Source organism: Microbispora sp. H10949 (genome assembly GCF_014161435.1).
Taxonomy (GTDB): domain Bacteria; phylum Actinomycetota; class Actinomycetes; order Streptosporangiales; family Streptosporangiaceae; genus Microbispora; species Microbispora triticiradicis.
Window position 1 is genome coordinate 467,558 of sequence record NZ_JABBWZ010000003.1, and the last position, 15,752, is coordinate 483,309.

Sequence of the window (15,752 nt, forward strand, 5' to 3'; positions counted from 1 at the left end):
GGCGGCGGGGAGAATGTATGGGTGAGAATCGGCGCACTCGAGGTCTGGCCTCCCGTGGTGCTCGCACCCATGGCGGGCATCACGAACATCGGTTTCCGCACCCTGTGCCGGGAGCAGGGCGGCGGCCTGTTCGTGTCCGAGATGATCACCTCGCGGGCGCTGGTCGAGCGGGTGCCGCTGACGTTCCAGATGATCCGGTTCGGCCCGCACGAGTCGCCCCGCAGCATCCAGCTCTACGGCGTCGATCCCGCGATCATCGGCAAGGCCGCGCGCATGATCGCCGAGGAGGATCTGGCCGATCACATCGACCTGAACTTCGGCTGCCCGGTGCCCAAGGTCACCCGCAGGGGCGGCGGCTCCGCGCTGCCGTACAAGCGGAACCTGCTGCGCGCCATCCTGCGGGAGGCGGTGGCCGGAGCCGGGCCGCTGCCGGTGACCATGAAGATGCGGATGGGCATCGACGAGGACCACCTGACGTACGTGGAGGCGGGCCGGATCGCGGTGGAGGAGGGCCTCGCCGCCGTCGCCCTGCACGCCCGCACGGCCCGCCAGCACTACGGCGGCACCGCGCACTGGGACGCGATCAAGCGGCTGAAGGACGAGGTGCCGGAGATTCCGGTGCTCGGCAACGGCGACATCTGGAGCGCCGACGACGCGTTGCGGATGGTCGCCGAGACCGGCTGCGACGGCGTGGTGATCGGCCGGGGCTGCCTGGGCCGGCCCTGGCTCTTCCGCGACCTCGACCTGGCCTTCGAGGGGTCGTCCGAGCGGACCCGGCCCGCCCTGGGCGAGGTCGGCGCGATGATGCTGCGCCACGCCGAGTTGTTGTGCGAGGTCATCGGCAGCGAGCGGCACGGCCTGGCCGACTTCCGCAAGCACGTCGGCTGGTATCTCAAGGGCTTCGTCGTCGGCGCCGAGACCCGGCGCGCCCTCACCTCGGTCGCCGGCCTGTCCGAGATGGCCGAGCGGGTCGCCGAGCTCGACTCCGTCCAGCCCTGGCCGGACGAGGCCGACGGCCCGCGCGGCAAGAGCGGCGAGAGGTCCAAGGTGTCGCTGCCGCACAACTGGCTCGACGACCCCGACGACATGACGATCCCCGGCGCCGGCGCGGAGGACCCCACCTCCGGCGGCTGAGCCGCCGGGCGGGAGCGAGTGGTTCAGAAGCCGGACAGGTCCGGTGCCCCGGCGACGGGCCGCAGCATGCGGGGGAGGACGGCGCGCAACTCGGCGGCCGACTCCGGCGGCAGGTCGAGACGGATCTCGAACACCTGCTCGGTCTCCAGCAGGTCGGCGGCCTCCGGGGTCAGCTCCAGCCGGAGCGTGGAGCCGTCCAGCGTGACGGCCCGCACGCCCTCGCCGGTCCCGCGCACGCCCTCGCGGCCGACGTACCAGGTGTCCCGGGAACTCGTCACCATGAGGAACCCGGATTCCGGATCGCCGTCCCGCTCCGCGAGATAGACCAGCTGACTGCCGCGCTCCCGGTCGTAGGCCATGGCACGGGCGGTCATGGTCGTGTCCGGCACGTAGGTCACCTCTCCGCTGATCGGCAGCGGCCGCCGCGGGCGGCGGTCACCGAAGTCGTGGCGGCTCCAACCCTCGTACCGTTCGCCGTGGCCGAAGGGGAGAGGGAGGGGCGGGGCGGTCGGCAGCGCGGCGAGCAGCCAGCCGGGCGGAGTCTCGCGGGAGAACGTGGTCAGCTCCGCCAGCGCCGCCGCCGCGGGCACGTCCGCGAACGGCGGCTCCGAGGAGCCGGCCCGGCAGGTGTATCGCCTGCTGCCGGGCTCGAACGCCAGCTCGCAGGTGAACCAGGTGCCGGTGTCGGCTTGATAGGACAGCTCGCGCAGCCGCCGGAACGGCTCCCGCATGCCCTCGGCGGGGATCTCCCGGCCGTCGCGGAGCAGGGTGGTCACGGCGTGCGAGCCGACCTCGGCATGTCGTGCGACGAGCCGTGTCCACTCCGGAGCGGCGGCGGCACGGGCGAGGTCGCCGATCGCCATGCGCATGGCGTGGCCCTCGTCGTGACGGGTGGACCAGTTGCCGGTCTTCATGTCATCCCTCCTGGCCGGTGCCGTCGGTGCCCTCGGTGAGCCGGTCGTGGAGCCGGCGGACCTCCCGGAGCAGGCCGCTGTTCCCCTTGCGCGCGGCCACGTCGCGCACCTCGGGGATCTCGCCGCGGGCGCCGCACCACTCGGCCGCCATCCTCGCGAGTGTGACGAACCCGGTCAGGCCACCCCGCGGGCGCTCGCCCGGCGCGGGCAGCAGCGCGGGCAGCGCCGCGGCGGCGATCCGCCACACCTGATCGTGCCCGCCCCGCCTGGCCGCCTCGTCGAGCGCGGCGACCATGTCGATCATCCTGACCTCGCCGCTGACCAGCAGCAGCCCGGCCTGGCGGCCGATCTCAGCCGCGGGCAGTTCGTCCCGCGCGGCGACCTCCAGCAGCACGTCGACCGGCTCCCCCGTGTTCCGGTCGCCCAGGGCACGGGCGAGGACCGCGGAGAACGCCGGCCCCGCGGGTCCTTCGGCCCGGGCGAGGTGGCGGGCCTGCGCGCGGACGACGGGCCCGTGCCAGTAGTGCTGCAGCAGGTGCGGCGCGAGGTACGCGGCGGCGACCTCGCGGTGTGAGGGCAGCGTCGAGGGCCACCAGTGGACGTGCTCGGGCTCGGCCCAGTGGCCGGGCACGCTCAGCACCAGGTCGATCAGCGGCAGGCCGGTGGGCGCGGCGACGGCCGCGGGGACCAGGCGGACATGGTGGGTGTGACTCCGGTCGCGCCAGTCGTGGGGGCCCTGGTGGCCCCATGCGCAGGTCCACTCCATCGTGACGTGCGCCTCCGGGCAGGTCCACCCGACGACGATCTCGCCCGCCGCCGACGTCAGCCGGGCCGCGCGCTCGGCCGCCTCGGGGTCGGGGGTGCGCGGAAGGCGCAGCAGCGCCTGCTGGAGGTCGGCGGCGAGCGGCTTGGCGCCGGCCGCTTCGATCACCTCCAGCCGCCGGACCAGCTCGGCCGCCGCCACGTGGCCGGTGTCGTGCGTGGGCGTGGCCAGCAGCACCGGCGGCAGGGTGTCCTCCTCGACGGCCCGCAGGATCTCCGCCCCGCGATGCAGCAGGAGCAGGTCCGGGCCGGCCAGGCCCCTGCCGGGCAGGAAGCGCCGCCAGGCGTGCCGAGTCCGGGCGTCTCCGTTCAGGGCGGTGGCGGCGCCCCTGAGCCACTGCTCGGCCCGGGGCCAGGTCTCCTGCGCGTAGGTCCAGGCGTGCTCGTCGGTCAGCCGGTCGCGCGTCGCGGCCACGAGTCCCGGCCGGTCGCGGCCGGCGAGCACGACGAACCCGGCGAGCAGCCGCTCCCACGACTGCCAGGAGTCCGTCCACTCCGTGATCGTCTGGCTGAGCTCCTCGGCCGACCGGATCGGGGGCTCGACGGCACGGGCGCGTTCGGGCGCGGGAGGCGGCGACGGCAGCGTGAACACGGCCTCGGCCTCGGCCACCGCGCCGCCCGCGAACGCCGCGGCGGCCCGCCTGCCGAGCGCGGGCGGGAGGAAGCCGATCGCCTCACGGAGGGTGGCCCGGCCCTCCTCGGGCATGTCGTCCGCGTACGTCATGGCCAGCCCGGCGGCCGTCTCCTGCAGCTCCGCCGAGTCGGCGGCGAACGCGCGGGCCAGCGGCGCGGCGATCACCTCGGCCAGCGCCGGAGTGCGCTTCACGGAACGGGCGAGCCACGACAGCCCGGCGCGCACCAGAGTGCGTTCGGGGCGGAACAGCAGGCAGTCCCACGCTTCGGCGAGGTCGTCGGCGGGCAGCTCGGCACAGGACCGCAGGCGCTTCACGGCCAGTTCGGCGACCGGTCCGGGCGCCGCGGGCAGCAGATGGAGGTAGTCGCGGACGTGGCAGGAGGCCTCGGCGGGCGAGGGGGCGAGCGCCTCGTGCAGGCGGACGAAGAACCGCAGGTCGGCGGGCGTGCCACCGCGGAGGAAGCGGCGTACGCAGCCGTCGATGAGCGCCTCGCGCTTCACCCGGCCGGCCTCGGCCAGATTCGGCAGCGCGCCCAGCCAGCCCTTCCCCGGTTCCCTGTCCCACTGCAGCGTCCGGCCGACGCCCTCGGCCTCGAACAGGCGCGGCAGCAGGTGATCGAGCAGCGGGTCCTCGCCCAGGCGCGCCGGGCCCCGGTCCACCCATCCGGCCACCAGCGGATCGTGCGGGGGCGGTTCGATCCCGGTCTCGCGGAGCAGGGCCAGCGCGAGCTCCACGCCGCGGTCGTCGGCGGAGCGCAGGCGGAGCACCAGCCGCTCGGCCAGATCGGCGCGCCAGGCGGCGGGCCGGTCGGCGAGCACCGCCAGGACGAGGTCGACGTCGTTGTCGGCGCCGCCCCACCGGGGCGCGAGGTCGCGCCGGTACAACCAGGACGTCACGGCCGCCGCACCGCCCAGGCAGCCGGCGCCGGCCACACGCAGGCCGACCCGGTAGCCGGACAGGCCGTCGTCCCACCGGTCGACGCCGCGCAGTTCCTTCAGCAGCCCCGGCAGCCTGGCCGCGACCTCCCTGCGACCCTCGTCGCCCAGCGTCCTGACCCTCTCGGCCAGCCGTTCGGCGCGCCTCGCCTCGATCAGCTTCCTGATCTCGCCCCAGTGATCATCCATGCCTGGGGACACTAGACAGCCGTACCGACAAATCCCTGGTCCAGTCCTCCGCCGGCCGTCACCGGTGAGGTCGGCGCGAAGATGCTGTTGTGCACGCCCGCCCGCCTACGTCCTCCGATCCGCCCGGAGACCTCCCGCTGACTCCCGCGGACCACTTCGATCTTCTGCTTGTCATGGCCATCCGCAGGTCCGGTGTGCTGTCGAAGAACATCATGATCGGGTGGCGGTCCTCGTACCAGGAACCGCTCCTCTGGGCGGCCGATGCGGTCGTCGGTGCCACGACATGGTGGCTGGACGGGCACGCGGCAGGCCTCGATCTTCTGCACGAGAAGGTCAGCGTCATCGACCTCGACTGAGGGTGGAAAGCGCGAAGGCCGGACGCCCGATTCCATCGGGAGGCCCGGCCTCACTTCCGACGCCCACCGGGGGCGCGGCAATGAAAAGTATGCCTCACTGAGTGTGAGCAGGCAAGTCTTCCTGAGTGACGGGCGTGGCGAGGGTCGGAGGCGGGCGGGGGTCAGAGGCGGGTGAGGCCGGTGACGTGGAGGACGGCGTGGCCCTCCTCGTCGGAGGCGGCGAGGTCGACCTCCGCGGAGATGCCCCAGTCGTGGTTGCCGGCCGGGTCGTCGACGATCTGGCGCACCCGCCACAGCTCCTTCTCCTCCTCGATGAGCAGGAGGGCCGGGCCGCGGGCGTCCGGGCCGGTGAGGACCTCGTCGTGCTCCTCGTAGTAGGCGTCGAGGGCCGCGCCCCAGTCGACGTCCGGATAGAGCTCGGTCAGCTCCTCCTCGCGGTCGAGCGCGGCCAGCTCCACCAGGCGGAACATCGCGTTGCGCACCAGCACCCGGAAGGCGCGCGGGTTGGCGGTGACCGGGCGGGTCCTGGTCTCCAGCTGCTCGTGCCCGGCGGCCAGGGCCTCGGCCGGGTTGGCCAGTTTCTCCCACTCGTCGATGAGGCTGGAGTCGACCTGGCGCACCAGTTCGCCCAGCCATTCGATGAGGTCCACGAGGTCGTCGGTCTTCAGGTGCTCGGGCACGGTCTTCGACAGCGTGCGGTACGCGTCGGCCAGGTAGCGCAGCACCGTGCCCTCCGAGCGGGCCAGCTCGTAGAACTGGATGTAATCGGTGAAGGTCATCGCCCTTTCGTACATGTCGCGCACGATCGTCTTGGGGCTCACGACGTGGTCGCCGACCCAGGGGTGCCCGCGCCGGTAGGTCTCGTACGCGCCGAAGAGCAGGTCGGCCAGCGGCATCGGGTGGGTGATCTCCGCGAGGCGCTCCATCCGCTCCTCGTACTCGATGCCGTCGGCCTTCATCTGCGCGACCGCCTCGGCCCTGGCCTTGTTGAGCTGGGCGTGCAGGATCTGCCGGGGGTCGTCCAGCGTCGACTCGACGATGGAGACCAGGTCCAGTGCGTACGTGGGGGAGGCGCGGTCGAGCAGTTCGAAGCTCGCCAGCGCGAACGTGGCCAGCGCCTGGTTGAGCGCGAAGTCCTCCTGCAGGTCCACGGTGAGCCGGGCCATGCGGCCGTGCTCGTCGGGCTCGGCGAGCTTCTCGACGATGCCGCCGGCCAGCAGCGAACGGTAGATCGCGATGGCGTGGCTGATGTGGCGGCGCTGGGCCTTGCGGTCCTCGTGGTTGTCGGTCAGCAGCCGCTTCATCGCCTGGAAGCAGTCGCCGGGACGGTTGATGATCGACAGCAGCATGGCGTTGCTGACCTTGAAGCGGGAGGTCAGCGGTTCGGGCTCGGCCGTCTGGAGCTTCTCGAACGTGTCCTCGCTCCAGCCGACGAACCCCTCCGGCGGCTTCTTGCGGGCGTAGCCGCGGCGCCGCTTGGGATCGTCGCCGATCTTCGCCAGCGCCCGCTCGTTCTCGATCACGTAGTCGGGGGCCTGGCAGACGACGTAGCCGACCGTGTCGAAGCCCGCCCGCCCGGCCCGCCCGGCGATCTGGTGGAACTCCCGCGCCCGCAGCCGCCGCACCTTCGTGCCGTCGAACTTCGACAGCGCGGTGAACAGCACGGTCCGGATCGGGACGTTCACCCCCACGCCGAGGGTGTCGGTGCCGCAGATGACCTTCAGCAGCCCCGCCTGCGCGAGGCGCTCCACCAGGCGGCGGTACTTCGGCAGCATCCCGGCGTGGTGCACGCCGATGCCGTGCCGTACGAGCCGGGACAGGGCCCGGCCGAAGCGGGTGGTGAACCGGAAGTTCCCGATCAGGGCGGCGATCTGTTCCTTCTCCGCCTTGCTGCACATGTTGATGCTCATGAGCGCCTGGGCGCGCTCCATCGCCGCCGCCTGGGTGAAGTGGACGACGTACACGGGGGCCTGCTGGGTGGACAGCAGCTCCTCCAGCGTCTCGTGCAGCGGGGTGACCCGGTAGGAGTAGATGAGCGGCACCGGCCGCTCGGCGTGCTTCACGACGGCGGTGTCGCGCCCGGTGCGGCGCGTGAGGTCGGTCTTGAAGCGCTCGACGTCGCCCAGGGTGGCCGACATCAGCACGAACTGCGCCTGCGGCAGCTCCAGCAGCGGCACCTGCCACGCCCAGCCGCGGTCGGGTTCCGCGTAGAAGTGGAACTCGTCCATGATCACCGTGCCGACGTCGGCGTCCGCGCCGTCGCGCAGCGCGATCTGGGCGAGGATCTCGGCGGTGCAGCAGATGACCGGCGCGTCGGCGTTCACCGTGGCGTCGCCGGTCATCATCCCGACGTTCTCGGTGCCGAACAACGCGCACAGGTCGAAGAACTTCTCCGACACCAGCGCCTTGATCGGCGCGGTGTAGAAGCTGATCTCGTCCCGGGCGAGCGCCGCGAAGTGCGCTCCGGCGGCGATCAGGCTCTTGCCCGAGCCCGTCGGGGTCGAGACGATCACGTTGTTGCCGGAGACGACCTCGATGAGGGCCTCCTCCTGAGCGGGGTACAGCGTGAGCCCCCGCTCCGCGTTCCACGACGCGAACGCGTCGAACAACGCGTCGGGGTCGGAGCCGGAGGGCAGGCGGCGGAGGAGGCTCATGCTTTCGGTCACGCTTCTTATCCTGCCCAAGCCGCGTGACTGTTTCGACCGGCACGTGGTACGGCAAGCTGCGGCACAACTACGTCAAAGGGGCGTGGCGCAGCCAGAATCCGCAGGTCAACCCCACAAACTGGCCGCGTGGGGGAGAATTTGGCCGGGCTCGTCGCGCGGCGCCGGGACGCGCTCGGCGACGTGCTGCTCGCGCTCGCCGTGCTCGCCTTCGCCGTTCCCGCGATCCTCACCGGCCGTTCCTTCTCCCTGATGCCGGTGCCGGAGGCCGTACGGCTGGCCGTGACGTCGGCCGCGGCGGCGGCCGTGCTGACGCGGCGCCGCACGCCGTGGCCCCTGGTCACGGGCACGTCCGCGTGCGCGCTGTTCGCGGGCCAGCTCGTGCCGCTGACGCTCGCCGCGTACGCGCTGACGGCCGAGCGCCGGGGACGCCACCGGCTCGGGGCGGTCGCCGCGCTGGCCGGGGTGTACGTCGTGGTCGACCGCGTCAACCCCTACCGCGATCACGCGCCTCTCCTGGCGGTCGTCTGGGCGGTGGCGCTGGTCTGCCTGCCCGCGCTGGCGGGCCACTGGGTGTCGCGCTACCGCGCGATGATCCGGGAGCTGCGGGAGAGCGCTCGGGCGGGCGAGGAGCAGGCGGCGGCGCTGGAGCGCCGCCGCATCGCGTGGGAGCTGCACGACACGGTCACGCACGCCGTCACCGTGATGGTGCTCAACGCGGGCCTCATCCAGGACGCCGACGACCCCGGGGAGATCCGCAAGCTGGCCGGGAGCATCGAGGACAAGGGTGTGCGGGCGCTGACCGAGCTGCGCGAGCTGCTCACGGCGCTGCGCAGCAGCGACCTGCCGCCCTCGGCGGAGAGCGTGGAGGGGATCCCGCGCCTGGTCGAGGAGGGCCGGGTCACCGGTCTGCGCGTCGCGCTGCACTACGAGGTCCCGGAGGAGGCGTTGTCCCGGCAGGCCGGGCACACCTGCTACCGGGTGGTCCAGGAAGGGCTGAACAACGTGCGCAAGCACGCCCCCGGGACCGACGTACAGGTGGTCTGCGAGGCGCGCGGCGACACGCTCAACGTGTCGGTGGTCAACAGCGGAGGGGCCGTCGCCGCCGGCGGCGGGAACCGGGCGGCGCCGGCCCGGGTGCCCGCCCACGAGGGGTCGGGCTACGGGCTGACCGGCCTGAGCGAGCGGGTGGCCCAGCAGGGCGGGCGGCTCACGTACGGGCCCACCGCCGAAGGCGGATTCGCCCTCAACGCCAGCATCCCCTACCGCTCGCCGGAGCGCCCGGCGAACTGAACCGGCACACCGGGCCCACCTACTGGGCCCACCCACTGGGCCGGCGCGGTGTTCGGGGGCGCTAGAGGCCCAGGTCCTCGATCTCCTTCAGCAGGGCCGGCCGGGAGCCGCCGGGAGGGGTGCCGCCGGGCTCCTTCTCCACGCTCCGTGCTCCGCGGTCGCGGAACAGGTAGCCGCCGAGGATGCCGCCCACGAACCCGAAGACGTGTGCCTGCCAGCCGATGCCCTCGGCCGGCAGCAGACCGGTGAACTGATAGGCGAAGCACAGGCCCATCACCAGGCCGATGACGATGTCGATCAGGTGCCGGTCGAAGGCGCCGCGGACGAGCACGTACCCGAAGTAGCCGAAGACCAGGCCGCTCGCGCCCGCGCCGACGGTGGCGGCGTCGGCGGTGAACCAGGAGCCGAGCCCGCTGGCGACGGCGATCAGCCCGGTGACGCCGAGGAAGCGCCGCACGCCCCGGTAGGCCGCGAGGAACCCGAAGATGAACAGCGGCCCGGAGTTGCCCTCGATGTGCGCCCAGCTCCAGTGCAGGAGCGGCGCGGAGACGATGCCGGGCAGCCGTTCGACGTCCCACGGCCGGATGCCGAAGCTGTAGCTCAGCGAGTAGCCGGAGGCCCAGTTGGCCACCTGCACGGCCCAGATCACGGCCAGGAAGCCGACCATGACCCAGAACGCCTTACGGGCCTCGGCGACCATGATCTCCGCGGTGCGGCCGTCGCTCACGGAACCCTCCCTGTGCTGGGGATCACGCTACTGGGGACCACCACGGTACTGGGGATCATGGGAAACATACCGCCGACGGCCGCGCGAGTCACCGGGCGCGGGGGCCGCGTCGTGACGCGGCCCCGCCGAAAAGGGTCAGGCGCGTTCGATCACGACGACCGGGATCTCCCGGCTGGTCCTGGTGGCGTACTCGTCGTACGCGGGCCAGGCGGCGGCCATGGTCCGCCACATGTCCGGCCGTTCCGCCGCGGTCGCCGTACGGGCCCAGGCCCTGAACCTGTCCCCCTTGATCTGGAACTCGACCTCGGGATCGGCCTGGAGGTTGAGGTACCACAGCGGGTGCTCGTCCGCCCCGCCCTTGGAGGCGACGACGAGATAGGCGTCACCGTACGGCTGGTAGATCAGGGGGGTGCTCCGGGGCTGCCCGGACTTCCGGCCCCTGGTGGTGAGGATGGCCGTGGTGGTGCCCTCCCAGTCGTGGCCCTCCTCACCCGCGGTCTCGACGTAACGCCTGACGTGTTCCTGTCCGAAGAGCATGGGGTCACCTTCCCACAGGGCCGGGGTCAACCGTCGGAGGCGTCCGCCAGTTCCAGGGCGACCTCCAGGCCGGCCCCGGTCCGCTGCTCGTCGGTCGTCGACTCCTCGCGGATCAAGAACCACGCGGCGTGTATCGCGAACAGCGCCATGGAGCGCTTGAGCCGCACCGGCAGCGGATCCCCCGGCTCGTACAGGGACTGCATCAGCGCGCCCATGCGGTCGCGCATCAGGTCGACCTTGACGTGCCCCTGCAGCGCCGTCTTGTTACGGTCCATGAACTGCATGACCTCGTGGTGGCGACCTCGGGTCATCTGCGCGGAGTAGCGCAGGATCAGCTCCCGGCGGGTCTCCGCCGTGGGGGGACGCCCGGCCGCCCACGCGATCAGCTCGTCCAGCGCGGCGATGCGGTCCTCGACCAAGCTGGCGACGATGTCCTCTTTTGTCCGGAAGTGGTAGTACAGTGCCGCCTTGGTCACGCCGAGGGCCTCGGCTATCTCCCGGAGCGACGTCGCCTCGTACCCCTGCTCGGTGAAGAGCCCGATCGCGACCTCCTGGATGCGGCTGCGTGTGTCGGTCTGAGTGCCCATGTCCTGCTGACCCCTAATTAACTTGACGGCCGGCAAGTAAGGACAATACCTTAAATCCGCACTAGCCTGTCGGCAAGTAAGTAACCTATCCCGAACCTTTACTCATGGGGGCACCACGATGACCGAGGCTCCGCCCGCGCCGGGGCGGTCCAAAGAAGTGATGGCCGTACTGCCCGGCCTGATGCTGGCGATCATGCTGGCGATGCTCGACAACATGATCGTCGGTACCGCGATGCCGAGGATCGTCGGCGAACTGAACGGCCTGGAGTACTTCACCTGGGTCACCACGTCGTACGTCCTGGGCACCACGGTGTCCACGCCGATCTGGGGCAAGCTCGGCGACCTCTACGGCCGCAAGAACATCTTCCTCGGGTCCATCGTGCTGTTCCTGGTCGGCTCCGCGCTGTGCGGCATGGCGGGCTCGTCGCTGTTCGGGGGCACCGAGCACGGCATGGCCGAACTCATCGCGTTCCGCGCGCTGCAGGGCCTCGGGGCCGGGGGCCTCATGGTCAACGTCATGGCGATCATCGGTGACCTCGTGCCGCCCCGCGAGCGCGGCCAGTACCAGGGCATCATGGCCGCGATCATGTCGCTCGCGATGATCGCCGGGCCGCTCGTCGGAGGCTTCATCACCGACCACCTCGACTGGCGCTGGGCGTTCTACGTGAACCTGCCCCTCGGCGGTATCGCGCTGGTCTGGCTGTTCTTCCGGCTGCACCTGCCCAGGCACCGCACCGAGCACCGCATCGACTGGCTCGGCGCGACCGTCCTCACCATCGGCATCACCGCGATCGTGCTGATCACCTCGTGGGGCGGGCAGGCGCACGGCTACCCGTGGGGCTCCTGGCAGATCCTGTCGCTGGCCGGGCTCGCGGTGGTCTCGCTCGCGCTGTTCATCCCGATCGAGCGGCGCGCGGCCGAGCCGATCATGCCGCTGCACGTGTTCGCCAACCGCAACTTCTCGCTCATCTCGGCGCTCGGCTTCCTGCTGGGCTTCGCGATGTTCGGCGCGATCAGCTTCATCCCGCTGTTCCAGCAGATCGTGCAGGGCTCCACGGCGACCAACTCCGGCCTGCTCCTGCTGCCGATGATGATCACGTCGATGATCGTGTCGCTGTTCGTCGGCAAGGCGATCACCCAGACCGGGCAGTACCGGATCTATCCGGTCATCGGCGGGGCGATCATGGCGGTCGGCATGTGGCTGCTGTCGCTGCAGGACGTCAACACGCCGTCCTGGCAGACCGGCGCGTTCATCGCCGTCTTCGGCCTCGGCATGGGCTTCCTGATGCAGACGACGATGCTCATCGCGCAGAACAGCGTCGAGCAGAAGGACCTCGGCGTGGCCAGCAGCGCCTCCACGTTCTTCCGGTCCATCGGCGGTTCGTTCGGCGTCGCGATGTTCGGCGCGATCTTCAACAACCGGCTCACCGACACCCTGAGCGACAAGCTCGGCCCGGCGGCGGCCAAGCAGGTCGGCAGCGGCGGCGCGGGCATCACCCCCAAGGCCCTCGAGCAGCTTCCCCCGCAGGTCAAGGGGTTCTTCCTGGACGCCCTCGCCACGGCCATCGGGTCGGTCTTCCTCTGGGCGGCCGTGGTCGCCGTGCTCGTCCCGGTGCTCGCCGCGTTCGTCAAGCACGTCCCACTGCGCACCGGCGCTCCGAGCGCCGCCGCCCCCGGCGGCGAGAAGGCGGAGCCGCTGACCGCCGCCTTCGAGTGAGCCGGCTGACAGCTGGGAGCTTGAGCCGAGCTTGAGTCCGAGCTGAGATCCGGCCGGTACGGCCCTCGCCCCCGCGCGGGCGGGGGCCGTACCAGGTTCCGGGGCCGGTCAAGCGGACCGGTCAAGCGGACCGGTCGGGCAGACCGGTCAGGCGGAGTGCTCGGCGCGGTCCGCCGACCAGTCGGTGTGGAAGACGCCCTCCCGGTCGGTGCGGCGGTAGGTGTGCGCGCCGAAGAAGTCGCGCAGCCCCTGCAGCAGCGCGGCCGGCAGCCGGTCGCGGCGCAGCCCGTCGTAGTAGGCGAGCGCCGAGGAGAAGCCCGGGGTGGGCACCCCGATCGTCGCCGCCGTGGCCACGACCCGCCGCCACGACTCCTGGGCCTCGTCCAGGGCCTGCGCGAACGTGGGGTCGACCAGCAGCGTCGGCAGGTTCGGGTCCGCGTCGTAGGCGGCCCTGATCCGGTCGAGGAAGCGCGCCCGGATGATGCAGCCGCCCCGCCAGATGGTGGCCATGTCACCGAGCCGCAGGTTCCAGCCGTACTCCGCGCTCGCCGCGGCCATCTGGTCGAACCCCTGGGCGTACGCCACCACCTTGGAGGCGTACAGGGCCCGCCGCACGTCCTCGACGAGGCCGGAGTCGCCGGCGGTGCCGGACGGGCCGGTGAGCGAGCGGGCCGCGGCCCGCTGCTCCGGGTGGCCCGACAGCGCCCGGGCGAAGACCGCCTCGGCGATGCCCGTCACCGGGACGCCGAGGTCGAGGGCGCTCTGCACGGTCCAGCGGCCGGTGCCCTTCTGCTCGGCCTGGTCGACCACCACGTCCACGAACGGCTTCCCGGTCGCGGCGTCGACGTGGCCGAGCACCTCGGCGGTGATCTCGATGAGGTACGACTCGAGGTCGCCCCGGTTCCACTCGCGGAAGACGTCGGAGAGCTCCTTGGGGTTCAGCCCGAGGGCCTGCCGCAGCAGGTCGTACGACTCCGCGATGAGCTGCATGTCGGCGTACTCGATGCCGTTGTGCACCATCTTCACGAAGTGGCCGGCGCCGTCGGGGCCGATGTGCACGCAGCACGACACGCCGTCCACCTTGGCCGCGATGTCCTCCAGCAGCGGGCCGAGCGTCGCGTACGCCTCGGGGTCGCCGCCGGGCATGATGCTGGGGCCGTTCAGGGCCCCCTCCTCGCCACCGGAGATGCCGGTGCCGACGAAGTGGATGCCCCGCTCGCGCAGCGCGGCCTCCCGGCGGCGGGTGTCCAGGTAGTGGGCGTTGCCACCATCGATGATCATGTCGCCCGGCTCCATGACGGCGGCGAGCTCCTCGATCACCGCGTCCGTGGGGGCGCCGGCCTTGACCATGATGATCGCCTTGCGGGGCCGTTCGAGCGCGGCGACGAACTCCTCGATCGTGCCCGCCGGCACGAACGCGCCCTCGTCCTTGTGCTCCTCCATGAAGCGGGTGGTGCGGCTCTCTGTGCGGTTGTGGACCGCGACGACATGACCGTGGTGCGCGAAGTTGCGGGCGAGGTTGCGGCCCATGACCGCGAGGCCCGTCACTCCGATGTCTGCCTTGTTCATGGCTAAAGTCATACCGCTCCCGGGTGGGGGCGCTCGGCCGCGGGGTGGCGTGTCCGCGGCCAAGCGTCGTGAGCTGGGCTTTCGTCCCGATCCTCAGTAGCCGTAGCCGCTTCCGGCGCCGCTTCCGTGGCGGTGCGCGGCCGAAGGCGAGGGTGAGGGGGAGGGCGCCGCCGAGGGGGAGGCGGCGCCGCCGGCGGTGGCGGGGCGGATCAGGCCGAGCAACCCGTGCCGCGCCCTGGAGATCCCGGCGGAGAACCACACCGCGTCGGTGCCGCCGTTTCCGGCCGTGCCCGGTTCGAGGTCCCACAGGCCCTCCAGGGCGATCGCCCCGCCGTCCGCGCGGCGCAGCGGGCCGAGGTAGCGGCCGGTCCGGGGGTTGTACGCGTTGATCCACCCGTCGCCGAAGTTGCCCACGAGCAGCGCCCCGGCGTACGCGCCGAACCCCTGGGGGGCGAGGGTCATCGCCCAGGGCGCGTTGAGCGGGCCGCGGGAGGCGAGGCGCCGTACGAAACGCCCGTCGGCGGTGAACACGCTGACGAACCCGTTGCCCCGTCCCGCGACCGGCTTGCCGGTGCCGGGATCGCGCCGCGCGTACGCGACCATGACGGAGTCGCCGACGATCTCCACGTTGAAGGGGGAGTAGCGGGCGGGCAGCGACGGGTCGCGGAACTGGCGGTTCGACAGCCGCACCCGCCGGAAGTCCTCGTCGAAGACGTGGACGCGGCGGTGGGAGAACGACGGCGCGAGCAGGAACGTGCCGCGGTTGGTGTTCATCAGCGCCAGGCCCTTGTAGTCGGCGCCGCGGGTGAACGCGGCGATGACCGCGTTGCCGGGGTCGGCCTTGGCGCTCCAGGCGGTGATGGCACCGCTCGGGCTGGAGAAGATGAACGAGGCGGGCGCGGTCCCCGCCTTCCCCTTGATCGTGAAGGCGTTCCCGGCGTACGCCACCTGCCCGGTGGGGGTCCCGCCGGGGATCGCGACCGTGGTGGGGGCCTTCCTGACCGCGCCCGCACCGCCCGCGCCGCCGGTGTAGACGGTGGCGGTGCCGGTGCCCGCGTTGGACACCCACAGGGTCGCGCCCATGGCGAGGCCCCAGGGGTTGACCAGCTTCGGGTCCGTGACGGCGGCCTTGCCCGCCACGTCGGAGACCAGGGGGACCTCGGCGAACCGGGTGGACGTGCGCGCCGTCTGAGCGGGCGGGCGGGCAAGGGGACGGGCGAGTGGGTGGGATTGGTGGCCGGGACGGCTCTCCGCGTGGCGCGAGGCGCCGGCGGCCGAGGCGGGATGGGCCGGGGCCGCGCCGGCGAGCGCCAGCGTGAGCGGCGCGGCGCAGAGCGTGACGATACGTGCCCGCATGGGGCCTCCTGAAAGTGGGTCAGACCTGCGAGGGGTCGGACTGCGAGGGGGTCGGAACGGTGTCGGCATGCCCTTACGCCCGGAGATACGCCCCCCTGCCGCTCCGGGTTCAGTCCCTTTTCCTTCGCAGGTGGGGGGCGCGCGCATCGGGGTTTCTGGCCTATCCTGACAAAACCCGCAAACTAAGCGGGTTTTGTATAGAGATGGCCGTCCGATGGCGAGGACGCTTGGCCTCCTCGTCGGGCCGCTGGTAATTGAGGACAGCCAGGAAGGGACGGCGTCCAGCCGCCCACCGTCGTCGCGCACCCACGGAGAAGA

The 15,752-nt window shown here is 72.0% G+C and carries 12 protein-coding genes; 4 read left to right on the top strand and 8 right to left on the bottom strand.

All coding sequences use genetic code 11. The features are described from left to right. The first annotated feature begins 21 nt into the window (after positions 1–21). A complete protein-coding gene (gene dusB, locus HHX40_RS09550) occupies positions 22–1,134 on the top strand; it encodes a tRNA dihydrouridine synthase DusB (RefSeq protein ID WP_310738009.1) in 1,113 nt (370 codons plus the stop codon). A gap of 23 nt (positions 1,135–1,157) precedes the next feature. Here the strand turns inward: dusB and HHX40_RS09555 are convergent, their stop codons facing one another. Then, a complete protein-coding gene (locus HHX40_RS09555) occupies positions 1,158–2,048 on the bottom strand; it encodes a hypothetical protein (RefSeq protein WP_182880224.1) in 891 nt (296 codons plus the stop codon). A 1-nt stretch (position 2,049) separates the two neighbouring features. Then, positions 2,050–4,629, bottom strand: a complete 2,580-nt coding sequence (locus HHX40_RS09560; RefSeq protein WP_182880225.1) for a DUF6493 family protein — start codon at positions 4,627–4,629, stop codon at positions 2,050–2,052. Between the two features lie 173 nt (positions 4,630–4,802). Here HHX40_RS09560 and HHX40_RS09565 point away from each other — a divergent pair, with 173 nt between their 5' ends. Then, positions 4,803–4,985: a hypothetical protein gene (locus tag HHX40_RS09565; protein WP_182880226.1), complete on the top strand. Its 183-nt coding sequence runs from the start codon at positions 4,803–4,805 to the stop codon at positions 4,983–4,985. A 161-nt stretch (positions 4,986–5,146) separates the two neighbouring features. On the opposite strand, the gene HHX40_RS09570 is transcribed toward HHX40_RS09565, so the two are convergent. Beyond that, on the bottom strand, positions 5,147–7,639 hold the full coding sequence (locus tag HHX40_RS09570; RefSeq protein WP_182880399.1) for a DEAD/DEAH box helicase: 2,493 nt from the start codon (positions 7,637–7,639) through the stop codon (positions 5,147–5,149). Positions 7,640–7,777: 138 nt separating this feature from the next. Between HHX40_RS09570 and HHX40_RS37600 the strand changes: the two genes are divergently transcribed. Then, the gene (locus HHX40_RS37600; protein WP_182880227.1) at positions 7,778–8,941 is read left to right on the top strand and encodes a sensor histidine kinase; all 1,164 of its coding nucleotides are present in this window, start codon (positions 7,778–7,780) and stop codon (positions 8,939–8,941) included. Between the two features lie 61 nt (positions 8,942–9,002). Here the strand turns inward: HHX40_RS37600 and HHX40_RS09580 are convergent, their stop codons facing one another. The 3 genes from HHX40_RS09580 to HHX40_RS09590 form a co-directional block, all read right to left on the bottom strand. Next, complete coding sequence (locus tag HHX40_RS09580) at positions 9,003–9,668, bottom strand: rhomboid family intramembrane serine protease (RefSeq protein WP_208758867.1); 666 nt, start codon at positions 9,666–9,668, stop codon at positions 9,003–9,005. 135 nt (positions 9,669–9,803) lie between these two features. After that, positions 9,804–10,205: a nitroreductase family deazaflavin-dependent oxidoreductase gene (locus HHX40_RS09585; RefSeq protein WP_182880228.1), complete on the bottom strand. Its 402-nt coding sequence runs from the start codon at positions 10,203–10,205 to the stop codon at positions 9,804–9,806. 26 nt (positions 10,206–10,231) lie between these two features. Then, a complete protein-coding gene (locus tag HHX40_RS09590) occupies positions 10,232–10,792 on the bottom strand; it encodes a TetR/AcrR family transcriptional regulator (protein WP_182880229.1) in 561 nt (186 codons plus the stop codon). A 118-nt stretch (positions 10,793–10,910) separates the two neighbouring features. On the opposite strand from HHX40_RS09590, the gene HHX40_RS09595 reads away from it, so the two are divergent. After that, on the top strand, positions 10,911–12,509 hold the full coding sequence (locus tag HHX40_RS09595; RefSeq protein ID WP_182876292.1) for an MDR family MFS transporter: 1,599 nt from the start codon (positions 10,911–10,913) through the stop codon (positions 12,507–12,509). Between the two features lie 147 nt (positions 12,510–12,656). Here HHX40_RS09595 and gndA read toward each other — a convergent pair whose 3' ends face one another. Further along, positions 12,657–14,078 carry an NADP-dependent phosphogluconate dehydrogenase gene (gene gndA / locus HHX40_RS09600; RefSeq protein ID WP_111700244.1) on the bottom strand — a complete coding sequence of 474 codons (1,422 nt, stop codon included), beginning with the start codon at positions 14,076–14,078 and terminating at the stop codon, positions 12,657–12,659. Positions 14,079–14,171: 93 nt separating this feature from the next. Then, positions 14,172–15,434, bottom strand: coding sequence for a TIGR03118 family protein (locus HHX40_RS09605; protein WP_182880230.1), 1,263 nt, complete (start codon positions 15,432–15,434; stop codon positions 14,172–14,174). Positions 15,435–15,752: the final 318 nt, after the last annotated feature.